The sequence below is a fragment of the uncultured Eubacterium sp. genome (assembly GCF_934295145.1).
Taxonomy (GTDB): Bacteria; Bacillota; Clostridia; order Lachnospirales; family Lachnospiraceae; genus Eubacterium_I.
The window spans coordinates 1-17,008 of sequence record NZ_CAKRAS010000036.1 but is presented as its reverse complement, the minus strand read 5'-3'; the positions used below and the strand labels follow the sequence as shown (position 1 = coordinate 17,008).

General features: G+C 42.2%; 14 protein-coding genes. 2 read left to right on the top strand and 12 right to left on the bottom strand.

Annotation, left to right across the window (positions count from 1 at the left end):
* Positions 1-5: 5 nt before the first annotated feature.
* The gene (locus tag Q0I54_RS08595) at positions 6-374 is read left to right on the top strand and encodes a PadR family transcriptional regulator (protein ID WP_296118010.1); all 369 of its coding nucleotides are present in this window, start codon (positions 6-8) and stop codon (positions 372-374) included.
* Between the two features lie 2 nt (positions 375-376).
* On the top strand, positions 377-1,696 hold the full coding sequence (locus Q0I54_RS08590; RefSeq protein ID WP_296118008.1) for an FtsW/RodA/SpoVE family cell cycle protein: 1,320 nt from the start codon (positions 377-379) through the stop codon (positions 1,694-1,696).
* 361 nt (positions 1,697-2,057) lie between these two features.
* Here Q0I54_RS08590 and Q0I54_RS08585 read toward each other — a convergent pair whose 3' ends face one another.
* The 12 genes from Q0I54_RS08585 to Q0I54_RS08530 all read right to left on the bottom strand — a co-directional run bounded on the left by Q0I54_RS08585 (position 2,058) and on the right by Q0I54_RS08530 (position 16,999).
* Positions 2,058-3,236, bottom strand: coding sequence for a phosphoribosylaminoimidazolecarboxamide formyltransferase (locus tag Q0I54_RS08585; protein WP_296118006.1), 1,179 nt, complete (start codon positions 3,234-3,236; stop codon positions 2,058-2,060).
* 102 nt (positions 3,237-3,338) lie between these two features.
* Complete coding sequence (locus Q0I54_RS08580) at positions 3,339-4,055, bottom strand: IMP cyclohydrolase (protein WP_177975129.1); 717 nt, start codon at positions 4,053-4,055, stop codon at positions 3,339-3,341.
* A 455-nt stretch (positions 4,056-4,510) separates the two neighbouring features.
* On the bottom strand, positions 4,511-5,875 hold the full coding sequence (locus Q0I54_RS08575) for a PFL family protein (RefSeq protein WP_296118002.1): 1,365 nt from the start codon (positions 5,873-5,875) through the stop codon (positions 4,511-4,513).
* Positions 5,876-5,905: 30 nt separating this feature from the next.
* Positions 5,906-6,205 (bottom strand): ACT domain-containing protein, encoded by a 300-nt coding sequence (locus tag Q0I54_RS08570; protein WP_366008718.1) that lies wholly within the window; start codon positions 6,203-6,205, stop codon positions 5,906-5,908.
* Positions 6,206-6,243: 38 nt separating this feature from the next.
* Positions 6,244-7,041 carry an MBL fold metallo-hydrolase gene (locus Q0I54_RS08565; protein ID WP_296117999.1) on the bottom strand — a complete coding sequence of 266 codons (798 nt, stop codon included), beginning with the start codon at positions 7,039-7,041 and terminating at the stop codon, positions 6,244-6,246.
* A gap of 74 nt (positions 7,042-7,115) precedes the next feature.
* Positions 7,116-7,733, bottom strand: a complete 618-nt coding sequence (gene coaE / locus Q0I54_RS08560) for a dephospho-CoA kinase (protein WP_296117996.1) — start codon at positions 7,731-7,733, stop codon at positions 7,116-7,118.
* Positions 7,734-7,806: 73 nt separating this feature from the next.
* On the bottom strand, positions 7,807-10,440 hold the full coding sequence (gene polA / locus Q0I54_RS08555) for a DNA polymerase I (RefSeq protein WP_296117993.1): 2,634 nt from the start codon (positions 10,438-10,440) through the stop codon (positions 7,807-7,809).
* A 1-nt stretch (position 10,441) separates the two neighbouring features.
* Entirely contained in the window at positions 10,442-12,235 is a 1,794-nt protein-coding gene (locus tag Q0I54_RS08550) for an aminopeptidase P family protein (protein ID WP_296117992.1), read from the bottom strand.
* Positions 12,236-12,322: 87 nt separating this feature from the next.
* The gene (gene yqeC, locus Q0I54_RS08545) at positions 12,323-12,925 is read right to left on the bottom strand and encodes a selenium cofactor biosynthesis protein YqeC (protein ID WP_296117990.1); all 603 of its coding nucleotides are present in this window, start codon (positions 12,923-12,925) and stop codon (positions 12,323-12,325) included.
* Positions 12,916-13,752 (bottom strand): selenium-dependent molybdenum cofactor biosynthesis protein YqeB, encoded by an 837-nt coding sequence (yqeB, locus tag Q0I54_RS08540; protein WP_296117989.1) that lies wholly within the window; start codon positions 13,750-13,752, stop codon positions 12,916-12,918. The genes yqeC and yqeB overlap by 10 nt, the downstream gene beginning before the upstream one ends.
* Positions 13,753-13,950: 198 nt before the next feature.
* The gene (gene tig / locus Q0I54_RS08535; protein WP_296117987.1) at positions 13,951-14,910 is read right to left on the bottom strand and encodes a trigger factor; all 960 of its coding nucleotides are present in this window, start codon (positions 14,908-14,910) and stop codon (positions 13,951-13,953) included.
* Positions 14,911-15,256: 346 nt separating this feature from the next.
* Positions 15,257-16,999 carry an ammonium transporter gene (locus Q0I54_RS08530; RefSeq protein ID WP_296118044.1) on the bottom strand — a complete coding sequence of 581 codons (1,743 nt, stop codon included), beginning with the start codon at positions 16,997-16,999 and terminating at the stop codon, positions 15,257-15,259.
* Positions 17,000-17,008: the final 9 nt, after the last annotated feature.

The window sequence follows — 17,008 nt, the reverse complement described above, 5'->3', positions numbered from 1 at the left end:
TACTAATGGCAGTAGACAAAAGTCTGATTTCCGGAAGCACTACAATGCTGATTTTACGGCTTTTGGAAGAAAAAGACATGTACGGTTACGAAATGATTGAAACATTACAGGAAAAATCCCAGAATGTATTTCAATTGAAGGCAGGCACTCTTTACCCGCTGCTTCACTCTCTGGAAGAAAAAGGCTATGTTTCTTCTTACGAAGATTCCATCGGCCAGAAAACACGAAAATATTATTCACTTACAAAAAATGGGAAAAATTTTCTCTCTCAGAAAAAAGAAGAATGGAAAGAATATTCTTCGGCTGTTGCCAATATTCTGACAGCTGATCGAAATACCATCTTTCCAGCATTGAAACCACAGATGGAGGGCTAGGTATGAGCAAAAAACGATATATGGAACTGCTGCTGGAGCAGATTCGAAACAAACGTGCAAAAGAACTGGTAGCGCATGAGATTACCTCTCACATCGAAGATCAGGAAGAGGCCTACCGTGCTCAGGGACTGACGGCTTATGATGCGGAACGCAGAGCTGTGCTGGATATGGGTGATCCAGTGGAAACAGGTGTGTCACTGGATGCCGTTCACAAACCTAAAATGTCCTGGAGTATGGTTATTCTGACAGCCATTATCTCCGTGCTTGGAGTGTTTATGATTGGAATGATATGCAAGGGAACTTCGGATTTTTCAACTATTTCACTTTTAAGAAAACAGATTATTTATCTGATGATCGGATTTGGAATCATGCTTTTTATCTGTAAAATAGATTATAGCCGGATTTTTCGATACTCTGGAATACTGGCCATCCTTTATCTCGGATTTCTTTTTTTGCAGGATATGCAATTTGTACACCTCTTTTCCAATGCGGTAACAATTCCTTATCTGCTCAGTATCCCCATTTTTTGCGGATTACTGTACAAATTTCGAAAACGAAGCTGGTATCATCTGCTGATTCCTGTTGGATTTATGCTTGCATCTATCCTGCTAATGCGTTACCAATGGTTCTTTTCATCTTACAAACTGGTTCTTGTATTTATAAGCGCCGTACTCGTTACTGTGGTAATTTGTAAAGCTTGGTATCCGATTCACCAAAAAATAGTTTTACCAATACTCTGGGGTTGCGTAGTTGGCATTCCGACACTTTCCTTACTGGTACCGTACAAATTTTCAAATCTGTTCCCACCGTATGTTTCTGCCCGCATTTCCAACTGGATCTATCCGTTTTCCGTTGAAAATGCAAATCAGTCTATGGTACATGAAGCAATGACAAGAAGTACTTTATTTGGACACAGTACGACTTTAATCATGGATCTGAATTCCCTGATCAGTGATTACATGATCGTAAATGTAACATCACGATATGGTATCATTCCAGCTTGTATTCTTGCTGTTTTATTTATCGTATTTTGTGTTCGTCTCTTTTATCTGGCTTTAAACCAAAAAAATCAACTTGGTATGATTCTTGGACTTGGATGCAGTCTGGTTTTGACAATAGAAGTTTTCAAATATTTTCTTATGAACCTTGGTTTCATTCCAATGACATACGGATTTCTCCCACTATTTTCCTATGGTGGCAGCGTCACGATCATATCCTATATATTTGTTGGTATTTTGTTGAGTATCTACCGAAATCAGAATCTCATTGACGAAACCAGACAGAAACACTTGCGTATTCATTTTACAATTGAACAGGAATAACGTATACAGATTACAGTGTCAAAAGGTCATTCATCCCACCTGTGCTTGCACAAAGGTGAATGAATGACCTTGGGGCACGCCCCCGATATGAGCATAAAAGTGGGATTCTCATCCCACGATATGCGAATAGCGGGAAGGATTGTGGGAGTGCAAAGCACGGAGCAATCCGTGTAATCAAGATTTTTTTTGTGTGACACCCTAATCCTATCAACCAAAAAAAATCCGGCAGATTTTCAGATGCACCTTTGATGCTTCTGACCTCTGCCGGATGTTTTATTTTTATTCTATTCTTGCTCTGTCATTCAAGTCGAACGCACGTGAGACTTGGTGCTTGATTCTGGTCAGCGAAAGCTGACATATTTTAGTGATGGAACAGACGAATGCCTGTAAAGCACATTGCCATATTGTATTTGTTGCAGGTATCAATGACATGATCATCACGGATGGATCCGCCCGGCTCAGCCACATATTTTACGCCGCTCTTGTGTGCACGCTCAATATTGTCGCCAAATGGGAAGAATGCGTCAGATCCCAGTGCAACATCTGTGTTTTTATCCAGCCATGCGCGTTTCTCTTCTGCTGTAAATACAGGTGGTTTTACTTTAAAGATATTCTCCCATACGCCATCTGCAAGCACATCCATGTACTCATCTCCGATGTAAAGATCGATCGCATTGTCACGGTCTGCACGTTTGATGCCATCTACAAACTGAAGATTTAATACCTGTGGAGCCTGACGAAGGAACCAGTTATCTGCTTTCTGTCCTGCCAGACGTGTACAATGGATTCTGGACTGCTGTCCTGCACCGATTCCGATAGCCTGACCACCTTTTGCATAACATACAGAATTAGACTGTGTATATTTCAGTGTGATCAGTGAAATGATCAGATCGATTTTAGCAGAATCCGGAATTTCTTTATTCTCTGTCACAATATTTCCAAGGAAATCGCGGTCGATTTTCAGCTCATTTCTTCCCTGCTCAAAAGTCACACCAAATACCTGTTTGTGCTCAATCGGGTCCGGAACGTAGTTTGGATCGATTTCGATGACGTTATATTTACCACCTTTTTTTGCTTTCAGGATTTCCAGTGCTTCCGGCTCGTAACCCGGAGCGATCACACCGTCGGAAACTTCACGTTTGATAATTTTTGCTGTACTTGCATCGCAGACATCAGACAGAGAAATGAAATCACCGAAAGAAGACATACGGTCTGCACCTCTGGCTCTTGCATAAGCACTTGCCAGCGGAGAAAGTTCACCAAGATCATCTACCCAGTAGATTTTGCTCTCTGTCTCTGTCAAAGGAAGTCCTACTGCTGCGCCAGCCGGAGATACGTGTTTGAAAGATGTTGCTGCCGGAAGTCCGGTTGCTGCTTTCAGCTCACGTACTAACTGCCAGCCGTTGAAAGCATCCAGGAAGTTGATGTATCCCGGTTTTCCGTTTAATACTTTGATTGGCAGATCTGCACCGTTCTCCATATAAATACGGGATGGTTTCTGATTTGGGTTACAGCCATATTTTAACTCTAATTCGTTCATTTTGATTCCTCCGATAACTATGTGTTCACACAAACGTTTTTTATCAAATATCTGCATGACTTGCCGTGTTTTTATTTCAATAAAAAATAATATCGATAAAAATTAATCCTGATGTTTGTTTACGATACGTGTCTCATAAGTACCGTCTGCGATGTTGATATAACGTACAAACAGGGAAACTTTATTATCTGCGTTTAAACTCTCCCATAAAAGCTTTGTATACTCGTCAATATCATCCACAACATCTACCAGCTCCGGCTCTCCTTCAAAGCTTGGAAGTGGATTGCCATCGTTCATATAAGTATGGATGAAACGTGCCTCACCTGCAGCCGGTGTCTCATAAGCGAATGTATAACGGTTGCATCCCTCCGGATTGCCGTTGTTGCTCTTTAAAATAGACATTGCATAGCTGAATTTTCCGTTTTCCACATGCATGATACCGGAAATACGCGGTGTGTAGTTCGGGCCGTCCGGCTCAAACTCACGGCACCGTAAAGACTGCTCAAATGTCATCTGACGATCCATCTGATCATAAATGGTATCTGTCTGATCTCCGTTTGTTACAATTGTTTTATTTCCCAATACACGAACCGGTGCATAGATGATCAGACTTGGATCTTCCAGTTTGGATGGATCATAGGCCTGTGTGCGGATGCCTTCACCATCCTCTACAAATACACGGTTTCTGCTGTTTTCACTTCTTCCCATGATAAAGTACGCGGTAACGGCTTTGTTTCCATCGGATGTTCTGCCGATGATAATGCCTCTTCCCGGGTAAGAATTCTCCTGTAACTGCTTTGCAATAGAACGCATTTCCATATCATGTCCTCCTTCGTTTGGTACCCCTTGTCATGGTTAATTATCATAGAAAGATTCACGGATTCTTTTTTCAAATATTGTAATAAAAATAAAATCATCTAGTGAATTTTTCTCATCTATTCAAAGTGTAACATGCCAAATATATTTTTACAACCACCGATTCTTATTAATACCATTAATTTATTTACTTATTTTTATTAGAATTATTAATATATTTTTTTCAAGAAAGAGTGCTATCACACACTTACGCGTTTATAATTATCAATAGCACATCTTTCTTGCCCGCGCCGAGCACGCTTGCAAAGCAATAATTTCTTCTCGTGCGAGTGCGCATCGTTTGCAGGAAGTGCTTTTATTTGATAGGAAATTGATCGCAATTTCCTATCAAATAAAAAATCCCCACAGCCGGTTATACTGTGGGGATAATAGATACATGTGATAAGTGAACTGTACGGTTAATTTTTGAAGCTGTGGATTGGAGCCGGAATACGTCCCTGACGATTTACAAAGTTTGCGCAAGAATACTGGTTTACCGGCATGATCGGTGCATAGCCTAATAATCCACCAAACTCCACCATCTCGCCAACACCTTTTCCGATAACCGGAATCAGACGAACTGCTGTGGTTTTCTGATTTACCATACCGATAGCCATCTCATCGGCAATAATACCGGAAACTGTTGTAGCCGGTGTATCTCCAGGAATAGCGATCATATCCAGACCTACGGAGCATACACAGGTCATCGCCTCTAATTTTTCTAAAGTCAGTGCATTTGCTTTTACGGCATCGATCATTCCCTGATCTTCACTGACCGGGATAAAAGCACCACTTAATCCACCAACATAGGAAGATGCCATGATACCACCTTTTTTCACCTGATCGTTCAGCATAGCTAATGCTGCCGTTGTACCCGGTGCTCCGGCGTACTCCAGACCGATCTCCTCAAGGATTTCCGCTACACTGTCACCAACTGCCGGTGTCGGAGCCAGAGACAGATCTATAATTCCAAACGGAATACCAAGCATTTTGGAAGCCTCTTTTGCAACTAACTGACCAACACGGGTAATCTTAAATGCTGTCTTTTTAATAGTCTCACACAGTACTTCGAAGCTCTCGCCTCTTACTTTTTCCAGTGCAGTTTTTACAACACCAGGTCCGCTGACACCCACATTAATGATAGCATCTGCTTCTGTCACACCATGGAACGCACCTGCCATAAATGGATTGTCATCCGGTGCATTACAGAATACTACCAGTTTTGCACATCCAAGAGAATCTGCATCTTTTGTATATTCTGCTGTCTCTTTGACGATCTCACCCATGAGACGTACAGCATCCATATTGATACCTGTCTTAGTAGAACCAAGGTTTACAGAACTGCAGACGCGTTCTGTGCAGGCCAGTGCCTGTGGAATGGATCGGATCAGTAATTCATCTGCAGTTGTCATACCTTTGCTTACCAGTGCAGAGTATCCACCGATAAAATTGACACCTACTTCTGCTGCCACACGGTCTAATGTCTGTGCGATTGTCACATAATCTTCTGGTTTTTTGCAGGCAGCTGCACCGATCATGGCGATCGGAGTTACAGAAATTCGTTTGTTTACAATCGGAATACTGTAACGGTTTTCGATTGTTTTTCCTGTTTTTACCAGATCTTTTGCCAGTGTTGTGATTTTATTGTAAATGTTCTGATTTACTTTATCCAGATCAGAATCAATACAGTCTAATAAACTGATTCCCAGTGTAATGGTACGAACATCCAGGTTTTCCTGCTCGATCATCTTGTTCGTCTCATTTACTTCAAACATATTTATCATTGGTCGTAATCTCCTTTTTCCAGTATTTTCTTAGATACGGTGCATCATATCAAAAATTTCTTCTCTCTGGCATTTGATCTTTACGCCAATTTCTTCGCCCAGCTGCTCTAATTCTTTTACGCAGTCTGCGAACGGTTTTGCGGAACTGCTCATATCCACGATCATCATCATATTAAAGAAATCCTGTACAATTGTCTGTGAAATATCAAGTACATTAATGCTGTTACTTGCAAGGTAGGTACATACTTTTGCAATGATACCTACGGTGTCTTTTCCTACTACTGTGATAATTGTTTTGTCTGTTGTCTTTTCCATTGTGTTCTCGCGCATATGCGCTCTCCTCTCTCAATATTGCGGTCACAAAGCTATCAAATTGTAACTAACTCAGAAACCTCATCCCGTTTGGCAACCACCATCGGGAAATCACTTCCCTTGTATGGATTTTCTCCCATGGTCACTTCCAGACGAACGGTCTCCCATGCAAGCTGTGGGTAATTATTTTCTTTGCTCAAATGACCTAAAATCACTTTTTTAAAACCATCATGCAATACTTTACCAAGCAGCTGCCCGGACAGTTCATTTGATAAATGTCCCCGGTCTCCAAGGATTCTTCGTTTTAGCTGATAGGGATAAGTTCCGGCCTGCAGCATATGTACATCATGATTGGCTTCTAACAATAATACATCCAATCCCTGCAATTTGTCTACAATATAATTATCGTATTTTCCAAGATCTGTGATAATTCCCATGGATTTATCGCCCTGATACATCATATAAGCCACCGGTTCCGCCGCATCATGAGAAGTCGGCACAGGGGAAATCCGCATATCTCCGATGGTAAAATCTTCCTCTGGATGGATCACCTGAAACAGGGATTCGTCCACTTTTCCGATAGATGATTTTTCTTTGATGGCATCAATTGTTCCCTGGGTGGCATACATGGGAAGTCCATATTTCCGCGCCAGAACCCCAAGGCTTTTGATATGATCAGAATGTTCATGGGTCACAAGAATTCCGTCCATCTCCGCCGTTTTCAGTCCAATCTCATTGAGTCCGGCTTCAATCCGTTTGCCGCTGATTCCGGCATCCACAAGGACATGACAGTGGTCTGTGCCTGCATAAATGCAGTTTCCGCTGCTGCCGCTTGCTATACTACATAATTCCATTTATTCCTCCGTTGTCTGTACCGATTCTGCACATTTTCTTTTAAAAAAAACGTACATATCTCAGTAGCGCAGGATCATCCCTGCTTTTTTTCTACCTGACGTGCTTTCATCAGTGCATCAATCTGGCGGAATGCATCTTCCTGCAGGTGATTGTTATCAATTTCTTCCTTGCATACATTCCGATAGGTGCATTCCGAAAGCTGGCTGGCAAAAATATTGTCAATTTTTTCATCGGAATACCCGCGATTTATCTTCAATCGTTCTCTCCGGTTTTCCTCTGAGGTATAAATATACCACAATTCGTCACAGATTTCATCATAATGTTCTTCGATCAGCAGCGCTGCTTCCAAAATCAGCACGTCATGGATCTGTGCTGCGCGCTCCCGGTTCATTTCGTCAATAACATACTGCTTTACCGCCGGATGTACAATATCATTTAATGCAAATCGTTTCTTTTCGTCAGAAAATAAAACCTGTGCCATTTTTTTTCGGTCAATCTGTCCGTCTGCTTCAAACACCTGATCTTCAGCAAACAACTCCTTCAGCTTCTGATGACAGTCCGTTCCAGGTTCCATCAGATCATGAGCAATCTCATCTGCCAGCATGACACGGCATGGATAATTGCTTTCAAGATATGTCAATATCGCTGTTTTTCCAGCGCCAACACCACCTGTAATTCCTATAAAATGCATACTGTTATATGTTGATTCAGAGTTACCATACCTTTTTTCGATACAATAACTCTGAATACTTCCTTTCTATCTGCTAGTGTGCTTCAAACCAGTTTTTACCCGACTGCACATCTACTTCCAAAGTCACAGCCAGATCTGCCGCATGACGCATTTCTTCTGCCAGCAGCGTTTTTACATATTCTTCTTCATCAGCTGCTGCCTCGATCAGAAGTTCATCATGCACCTGCAGGATCAGTTTTGATTTTAACTGTTCCCGATCCAGGCGCTGTTTTACCCGGATCATCGCAATCTTGATAATATCCGCTGCTGTCCCCTGGATCGGAGAGTTCATTGCAATACGTTCACCAAAAGAACGCTGCATAAAATTGCTTGATGCCAGTTCCGGGACAGGTCTGCGTCTGCCAAACATGGTTTCTGCATAGCCTTTTTCCTTTGCATCCGTCACCAGTCGGTCGAGAAATGTCTTGATGCCCGGATAAGTTTCAAAGTAGCTTGCGATATAGCCTTCTGCTTCTTTTCGTGTAATACTCAGATCCTGACTCAGGCCGAAGGAACTAATACCATACACGATACCAAAGTTTACCGCTTTTGCATTTCGTCTCTGGAGATCTGTCACCTCTTCTAATGGTGTGTGGAACACCTGGGAAGCTGTGATCCGGTGAATATCCTCCGCATGCTGATAAGCCGCGATCAGATTTTGGTCACCGGACATATGCGCCAGCACACGCAACTCAATCTGGGAATAATCTGCATCGATAAATACATACCCATCTTTTGGTACAAATACTTTTCTGATCAGTCTTCCAAGTTCCATACGGATTGGAATATTCTGCAGATTCGGTTCTGTACTGCTGATGCGGCCTGTTGCTGTAATCGTCTGATTAAAGGTACTGTGGATTCTTCCATCCGGAGCAATGCACAATGCCAGTCCATCCGCATATGTGGATTTTAATTTGGTAAGCTGACGATACTCCAGGATTTCTGATACGATCGGATAGTCCGGAGCCAGACGTTCCAGGACATCCGCAGCGGTGGAATATCCTGTTTTCGTTTTTTTACCATTTGGCATCTGCAGTTTTTCAAACAAGATCACACCAAGCTGTTTTGGAGAATTAATATTAAACGTCTCTCCTGCCTTTTCATAAATGGAAGTCTCCAGTTCTGAGATTCTGCCTGTGAGCTGTGCACCATACGCTTCCAGTTCTGCCTTTTCTGCGCGGACACCTTCTTTTTCCATATCTGCCAGCACAAATACCAACGGCATCTCAATCTCGTCATACAGTTTTTTCATGCCATGTTCTTCTAACTGTTCCAACAACTGATCTTTTGCTGCGATGCAGGCATAAGTCTGATAGCAGGCCAGCAATTCCAATGCCTCCGGCTTCTCCTCTGCTGCCTTTTTTATTTTCAGCTTGCCAAGCAGATCGACCTGAGACGGTAACATCTGTCCCAGAATGTCTTTTGCAAGGTCATCGTAAGTATACTCATTTTTCAACGGATTCAATAAGTATGCGGCGATGGTAGTGTCAATGCAATTTTTTGTCTCCGGTACACAGACATGCTTCAACAATCCTTTCAGATCAGGTGTTATAAGTGTATCCAGTCCGTCACAAAGTTTCTGGACCTGTTCTTCCAGATATCCTTCTGTCACGAAACCGCCACAGGTCAGATAAACAACATTCTGATTGTTTTCCGCCACTGCCAGACCATACACAGTTCCTGCCTCTTCAAAGAAAGACACTGCCGCCTCTTTTGCAGAAAATCCATCAAAAAAGTTCTGAATCTCATTCAGTTCATGATATACATGGAAATATTTTTCCAGATCGTTCTGTGACATGTCATCTGAAAAACGGGTCAGCATATTTTTGAACTCCAGGCGCTTCATAAATACATACGCTTCCGGTGTATACAGATCTGTCAGCTTTGCTGCTTCCATGTCAAATTCAATCGGAGCATGCACTTCAATGGTAGCCAGAGTCTTACTCATCTGCGCCATATCGTAGTGTTCTTCCAGATTGGTTTTCGCACGTTTCGGTGTGATCTCTTCCAGATGTGCATAGGCATTTTCAATGCTCTTGTAAGCAACGATCAGATTGGTAGCTGTCTTTTCACCAATGCCCGGTACACCGGGAATGTTATCGGAACTGTCACCCATCAGAGCCTTCACATCGATAAATTCCTTCGGTGAAACCTGATAACGATCCAACACATCTGCTGCATAATAATCTTCGATTTCCGTACCGGTACGTTTCGTCTTCGGAATCCGGATTTTTACTTTTTCTGTCGCTAATTGCAATAAATCACGGTCACCGGAAATAATGCTGACATCCATTCCCTGTGCTTCTGCCATACCTGCAATCGTTCCAAGCAGATCATCTGCCTCATATCCCGGCATTTCCACGATTTTGATTCCCATGGCCTGCAAAACTTCTTTCATAACAGGCACCTGTTCGCGCAGCTCATGCGCCATCGGTTTTCTCGTTCCTTTATAGGCATCAAACATCTGATGGCGGAACGTCGGCTCACTGCGGTCAAAAGCCACCGTAAGATAGTCCGGTTTTTCCTCATCCAAAATCTTGAACATAATATTTAAAAATCCGTACACCGCATTGGTATGCAGTCCCTCGGAGTTCGTCAACGGCGGAACTCCGAAAAAGGCACGGTTTAAAATACTATGTCCATCAATCAGTACGATTTTTTCACTCATGCTAAATCTCCCTTGTATACTCTTTGAGCCATTCACGCTCATCATCATTCAGATACGGAGATATTTTTTCCCATACCATTTTATGATATGCATTCAGCATTTTTTTCTCACGACAGGTCATCTCATCCGGATCAATTCCGTCCAGATCGATCGGAGCGTAAGTAATATTTTCAAACTGCATGAACTGACCATATTCATTTTTTTCTGCTTTCACACAGATCAGCTCATTTTCTGTACGGATACCGTACTCGCCTTCCAGATATACACCTGGTTCGTCCGTAGTGATCATACCTTCTTCCAGTCTGCCACTGTCATTACGCTCAGCAACAACTCTCCAGCGGAATCCGTTCGGTCCCTCATGCACGTTCAGGATATGTCCGACACCATGTCCGGTTCCGCATTTGTAATCAATGCCCATTTCCCATAATGGTCCACGGCTTAAAATGTCTAAGTTTAATCCGCTGCATCCATACAGGAATTTTGCATTTGCAAGGTTCAGATTAGATCTGCAAACTGTTGTAAAATGCAATTTCTGTTTGTCCGTCAAAGGTCCCAGGACAAAGGTTCTTGTAATGTCGGTTGTTCCCTCGTAGTAATGTCCGCCGGAATCTACAAGCAAAAATCCTTCTGGTTTTAACTCTGCTGCTGTCTCTTCTTTTGCAGAATAGTGCATCATAGCTGCATTTGCGCCATACGCACTGATATTGCCAAAGCTCAGATCCAGGAAATTTTCCTGCTGGGCACGCAGGCTGTCCAGATATTTTCCTGCAGTATATTCTGTCATATATTCTTTTCCGACATGTGTCTTTAACCAGTACATAAATTTGGTTACAGCCACACCATCTTTTAAATGTGCAATTCTTGTATTTTTTAACTCTGTCGCATTTTTGATGGCTTTCATACGCTCGGATGGATTCAGTTCATCTACAACTTTTAATCCTTCCGGAAGAGCCATACGAATACGATAATTGATCGTATGTTCATCCATCAGCATTACTTTATCTGCTGCGAGCTTTGCTGCTGCATCGTAAATCTCATCGTAGGCACAAACAGTAATACGGTTGTCTGCCAGATATGCACGCACTTCATCTGTCAATGTCTCCTCATGGATAAACAGCGTGCATGTATCTTCCTCGATCAGCAGGAAAGATAAAAATACCGGCACGTGGGAAATATCGTTTCCACGCAGATTTAAAATCCATGCAATGTCATACAGAGAACTGATCATATGCACCTGTGCACCTTTCTCTTTCATTACTTCACGGATTCTTCCTAATTTGGAAGCAGTGGTTTCTCCGCTGTATTCATCTGTTAAGATCCATACTTTTTCTGTCGGGAGCTGTGGTCTGTCGGTCCAGATTTCATTTACCAGATCTTTTGCGACGAACAGACTTCCCTGCTTTTTCTCAGCGATTGCAGCATATGCCGCTCCGTCAGCACTGGAAAGTACTCTTCCGTCAAAGCCGATCACACCGCCCTGTGGAAGTTTATCTTCTACGAATTCTTTTACGGTCGGTACGCCTTCCTCAGACATGCGGTACAATGTGATGGTACTGCCTGCAAGCTGCTGCTCAGCCTGGATAAAGTAACGACCATCTGTCCACAGTCCTGCTTCTGTCAATGTCACTACCAGCGTCCCTGCAGATCCTGTAAAACCGCTCATATAAGAGCGTGCTTTAAAATATTCACCAACATACTCTGACTGGTGAAAATCTGCAGTTGGAATCATGTAGATGTCCATCTTGTTTTCTTTCATTTTTCCCCGCAAAACTGCGAGTTTTTCCTGAATTGTCATATCATCTATCCTCCATGTTACTTATATTTTTTATTCTTATACTCATAGTGATCTGTCTTGGCAGATTTGTATGAGATATTAACGCTATTAAAATGTCAACGGTTCTGAATCAAAAAAATGACTGTGATCTGCCGGGAAAAAACCGATTTTTGCATTTGGATATTTTTCCTGTAATGGCTTTTTATACCCTTCCAGATAAAGTTTTTCAAGGTGTGCTTTTGTCACAAAATCTGTATCTGAAACGTCCAGACATTGTTTTACCAGTTCCAAACGATGACTCACCTCACAAAAGGGATGTCCGATGGCATGTAATCCCATGACCACCTGAATCTCATTTACATTTTCTGGAATCACCGGTTCATGTGCTGCAGGAAATTTAACCGGCATATGCTTGGATCCGTCTGCCTCTACCAATACAATATCTGCAAGCTGACAGGCCTGCTCATAAATATCCTTCGGTAACGATGCAATTTTTCCTTCTTTCACCGGACTTCCACAGATACAAACGTTTTGTTTTTCCAACTGTTGTCGGATATCATCCAGTTTTTCAGATAAAACCATGCCTGGTTCCAGACCCATATGAGTCGTCGTTGTGACCAGAACTTTTTTGCCCTGCTGTTCATATTCTCTTGTAAGATTTTTAATCTGACTTGTCTTGCCGCCGGCGCCCACAATTGCAATTACATACATTGTGTATCACCTTTTTCTAATTGCTGCTTTAACACAAAATATGCCTCCACAACACCACCTGCAATACATCTTGCTTTATCAGAAATTGTGAAACAATTCTCGTATTCGTTCAATCGCGGATCAATATCTGCCATCTTAAATCCTTTGGTCACCGGATATCCTTCCCGGATCAATCCTCGCAGCAAGCCGGAAAGACTTGCCGGAACCTCTGTCCGCATTCCGTCCACACCTTCAATCCATGCGATTGGCTGTCCTTCCTTCACAATATCTGTAATTTTTGCAATATTGTGTAAAATCCCTGCCGCTGGAGCATGAATCACGCGTTCCGCTGCATAGCCGCCAATCATGCCTGGCACACCAGTATTTGCAATGGCTTTTCCTTCATAGATGACTCTGCCAAGTTTATGACCACGCATGGTTTCAACGACAGCATCACAATCCTGACCTGCCCTAAATCCCGGTCCAAGCGCAATCGTAATCGGTGCCATATCGCGTGTGGTTCCAAGATTCTTTTTGGCAAGAATTGCATCTACCACTGCCACCGGTTTGAAACGTTTCAGACAATTCCCTTTTGGATCAATAAGCATCGTCAGCTTATCTTCCTTCAGAAAACGTTCCGCCTCGTCTTCATCCTGCGCCAAAAAGCACTCCATATCCTCTACTTTAGAATGACCTTCATATACAGCCTCACTGAATGCCACATTTCTGCGGATTGCAGATGGATGTGCGATTTCCAGTATCAGTACCGAAAAACCACATTTTTTCAATTTATAAATCGTTCCGGTTGCAATATCCCCGCCACCACGAACGATGATCAGATCTTTCATACTAACCTCGCATTTCTTCCCTCTGATTTTCATCCTTTCTATCTTATCACAAAATCAGCAGATATGAAACAAAAAGACCTGCAACATATAACTTTTCATATCTTTGTTATATACCACAGATCTCTTTTTTATGGCAGGGAACATCAACATTTTACGAAAGATCAATCTCCCACCCTCATTTTTTATTCAACCGTACTTTTATGCCTCAACAGCTTCTTTTACGATAAATTCAAGTGCCTGTTTGGAAAGGATGTCTTCTGCAACCATAGCTACTCCACGCTCACCCATCATCTCACGCAGCTGCTCTGCCGGCATCTGATAAGACATTGCCATTGCAGCGATTGTCTGATCGACATCCTCATCTGTATAGGAAAATCCTTCTGCTTTTGCAATCTCCTGTAAAACAGCCTGTCCTTTTAACATGGAAAGGGCATCTTTTGCCGCATAATCCTCAAACTGCTCTTCGCTTAATCCATTATACTGCAAATACTGCTCGAATGTATTTCCTGCATTACGAAGCTGTGCAAGAAGATTGTTTTTAAGCTGTTCTTTACGCTCGTCGATAAATTCCTGCGGAACTTCGATTTCAGAAGCTTCTACGATCTGCTCCAAAACTTTATTTTCTTTCTCCATATCTGCATGATTCTGTTTAAAATCGTGGATGGATTTTCTTACAAACTCCTCAAACTCTGCAACGGTTTTGCACTGGGAGATTTTCTGAACTACTTTATCAGAAAGTTCCGGAACAAAGCTGCTGCGGACACCTTTTACAGTAACTTTGAATGTAGCTTCTTTTCCTGCAAACTCTGCTGCATGATAATCTGCCGGGAATGTAACAACAACATCTACGTTGTCATCTTTTTTTACGCCTACTAACTGATCTTCAAATCCCGGAATGAATGTATTAGAACCAAGTTTTAACGGAAAATCTGTACCGTCTCCGCCTGCAAATGCTTCTCCGTCGATATAACCAACAAAATCAATGACTGCCTCATCGCCAAGTTCTGCCGCACCGTCTTTGTCCTGAGTTGTTACCGCATACTGTCTTGCGCGCTCCAGTTCTGCTTTTACTTCTTCCTCAGTAATGATAATCTCTGCTTTTTTTACCTCTACTCCTTTATAATTTCCAAGAGTAACCTGAATTTTTTTCTCGCTCATCGCTTCCTCCAAAAGTATTTTCTTTTATCAGATTCCTTTCCGTCTTTTCCAATACCTCATTTTTATATGATATAAAAACTGTTCCTGACGTAATCTTTCTGATTCATACCTGTCCAAGTATACTCTATTTTAACGTAAGTTTCCATCACTTTATGCTTTTTTCACACTTTCCGGCCTAAAAAACTATAATTTCGTACCTATTACAAAGTGAAGACATTTACACAAAAGGACACAGCAAAACCCTCCGGACATACTGCCCGGAGGGTTTGCTTATTCGTTAAGGTTTTATATATAAGGATTTTGAAGAATTGCTTACGTTATATCTATCTGCTAGCTTGCCATTGTTCTAGTCCTGAAGTGCATCATAACCTTCTGCACCAGTACTGATCTTAATTGCATTTTCTACGTTGTATACAAAGATCTTACCATCACCGATATGACCGGTATACAGTGCTTTCTTAGCAGCTTCAATAACAGTTCTAGGAGAAACTTTACTTACTACGATATCAACCTGGATCTTAGGCAGTAAGTTCATATCCATAGTAACACCACGATATTTGCTTGTTCTGCCGTGCTGAGCACCACAACCAAGTACATTTGTAACGGTCATACCGTTGATACCAATTGCAGCCATTGCCTCGTTGAGGGCATCGAATCTGCTCTGTTTTGCATAGATTGTAATCTTTGTAATACTTACATCGCTGCCTGTTGCAACAGATGGATCCGGAGTACGAACCTGTACCGGAACTGCCTCGTCGATCGGTACTGCATTTTTCGGAAGTTTAACCGGAGTTGCAGATGAGAAGTTATTGATACTGGATGTTAATGCAAAGTCTGCATAAGCGCTTGCCAGACCATGTTCTGTCTGATCCAGACCAATGATTTCTTCTTCTTCACTGACACGAAGACCAATGGTTGCACGAATTACAATGAATGTAATTGTAATTGTAACTGCTGCCCATGCCAGAACGGTTATGATACCAAGGCACTGCAGACCTAATAATTTTACGCCGCCGCCATAGAACAGACCGACAAGCTCATTTCCATTTTTATCTGCGATTGCATAACCCGGAGCTGTATTTGTAGCGAAAAGACCTACTGCAAATGTACCCCAGATACCATTCATAAAGTGAACGGCTACGGCACCAACCGGATCATCTACATGTAACTTATAATCAAGAAGCCATACACCAAATACTACTAATAAACCTGCAACAGCACCAATTACGATGGAACCTGCTGCATCTGTAACATCACAAGGAGCTGTGATTGCTACCAAACCTGCCAAAGAAGCATTCAGACACATGGAAACATCTGGTTTACCATATTTTAACCATGTAAAAATCATACAAACAACTGTTGCAACTGCCGGTGAAATTGTTGTTGTAAGGAAAATAGAACCTAACTGCTCAATACTTGTTGCTGCTGCGCCGTTGAAACCATACCAGCCAAACCAGAGAATGAAACATCCAAGACAGCCAAGTGCAAGGTTATGTCCCGGAATAGCATTTACTTTTCTGATCTTGCCATTCTCGTCTTTTGTAAATTTGCCGATACGTGGTCCAAGAAGCCATGCACCGATCAGTGCGCTGACACCACCAACCATATGAATTGCACAGGATCCTGCGAAATCATGGAAGCCAAGCTGTGCTAACCAGCCGCCGCCCCAGATCCAGTGAGCTTCGATCGGGTAGATCAATGCGGAGATAACTCCGGAATAAATACAATAGGATAAAAATTTTGTTCTCTCTGCCATAGCACCGGAAACGATGGTTGCTGTGGTAGCACAGAATACTAAGTTAAATACAAAACTTGAAAAGCTGAAATTACTGTAGGATGAAAAAAGATCAAATCCCGGTTTTCCGATAAATCCTAACACATCTTCGCCAAGTAAGAATGAAAATCCAATCAGGATGAACATTACAGTACCAATACAGAAATCCATCAGGTTCTTCATCAAAATGTTACCAGTGTTTTTTGCTCTGGTGAAACCTGCCTCCACCATTGCGAAACCTGCCTGCATCCAGAATACCAATGCGGCACCTATCAGAAACCAGACACCAAATATGTTGTCATTAATAAAAGTCATAATCTCCTG

Coding starts and splice junctions, on each gene's coding strand:
- coaE (WP_296117996.1), bottom strand. CDS start 7,733: ATGCATTTTATAGGAATTACAGGTGGTGTTGGCGCTGGAAAAACAGCG.
- Q0I54_RS08570 (WP_366008718.1), bottom strand. CDS start 6,205: ATGCGCGAGAACACAATGGAAAAGACAACAGACAAAACAATTATCACA.
- Q0I54_RS08575 (WP_296118002.1), bottom strand. CDS start 5,875: ATGATAAATATGTTTGAAGTAAATGAGACGAACAAGATGATCGAGCAG.
- Q0I54_RS08580 (WP_177975129.1), bottom strand. CDS start 4,055: ATGGAAATGCGTTCTATTGCAAAGCAGTTACAGGAGAATTCTTACCCG.
- Q0I54_RS08585 (WP_296118006.1), bottom strand. CDS start 3,236: ATGAACGAATTAGAGTTAAAATATGGCTGTAACCCAAATCAGAAACCA.
- tig (WP_296117987.1), bottom strand. CDS start 14,910: ATGAGCGAGAAAAAAATTCAGGTTACTCTTGGAAATTATAAAGGAGTA.
- polA (WP_296117993.1), bottom strand. CDS start 10,440: ATGAGTGAAAAAATCGTACTGATTGATGGACATAGTATTTTAAACCGT.
- yqeB (WP_296117989.1), bottom strand. CDS start 13,752: ATGAAAGATCTGATCATCGTTCGTGGTGGCGGGGATATTGCAACCGGA.
- Q0I54_RS08565 (WP_296117999.1), bottom strand. CDS start 7,041: ATGGAATTATGTAGTATAGCAAGCGGCAGCAGCGGAAACTGCATTTAT.
- Q0I54_RS08595 (WP_296118010.1), top strand. CDS start 6: ATGGCAGTAGACAAAAGTCTGATTTCCGGAAGCACTACAATGCTGATT.
- Q0I54_RS08590 (WP_296118008.1), top strand. CDS start 377: ATGAGCAAAAAACGATATATGGAACTGCTGCTGGAGCAGATTCGAAAC.
- yqeC (WP_296117990.1), bottom strand. CDS start 12,925: ATGTATGTAATTGCAATTGTGGGCGCCGGCGGCAAGACAAGTCAGATT.
- Q0I54_RS08550 (WP_296117992.1), bottom strand. CDS start 12,235: ATGACAATTCAGGAAAAACTCGCAGTTTTGCGGGGAAAAATGAAAGAA.
- Q0I54_RS08530 (WP_296118044.1), bottom strand. CDS start 16,999: ATGACTTTTATTAATGACAACATATTTGGTGTCTGGTTTCTGATAGGT.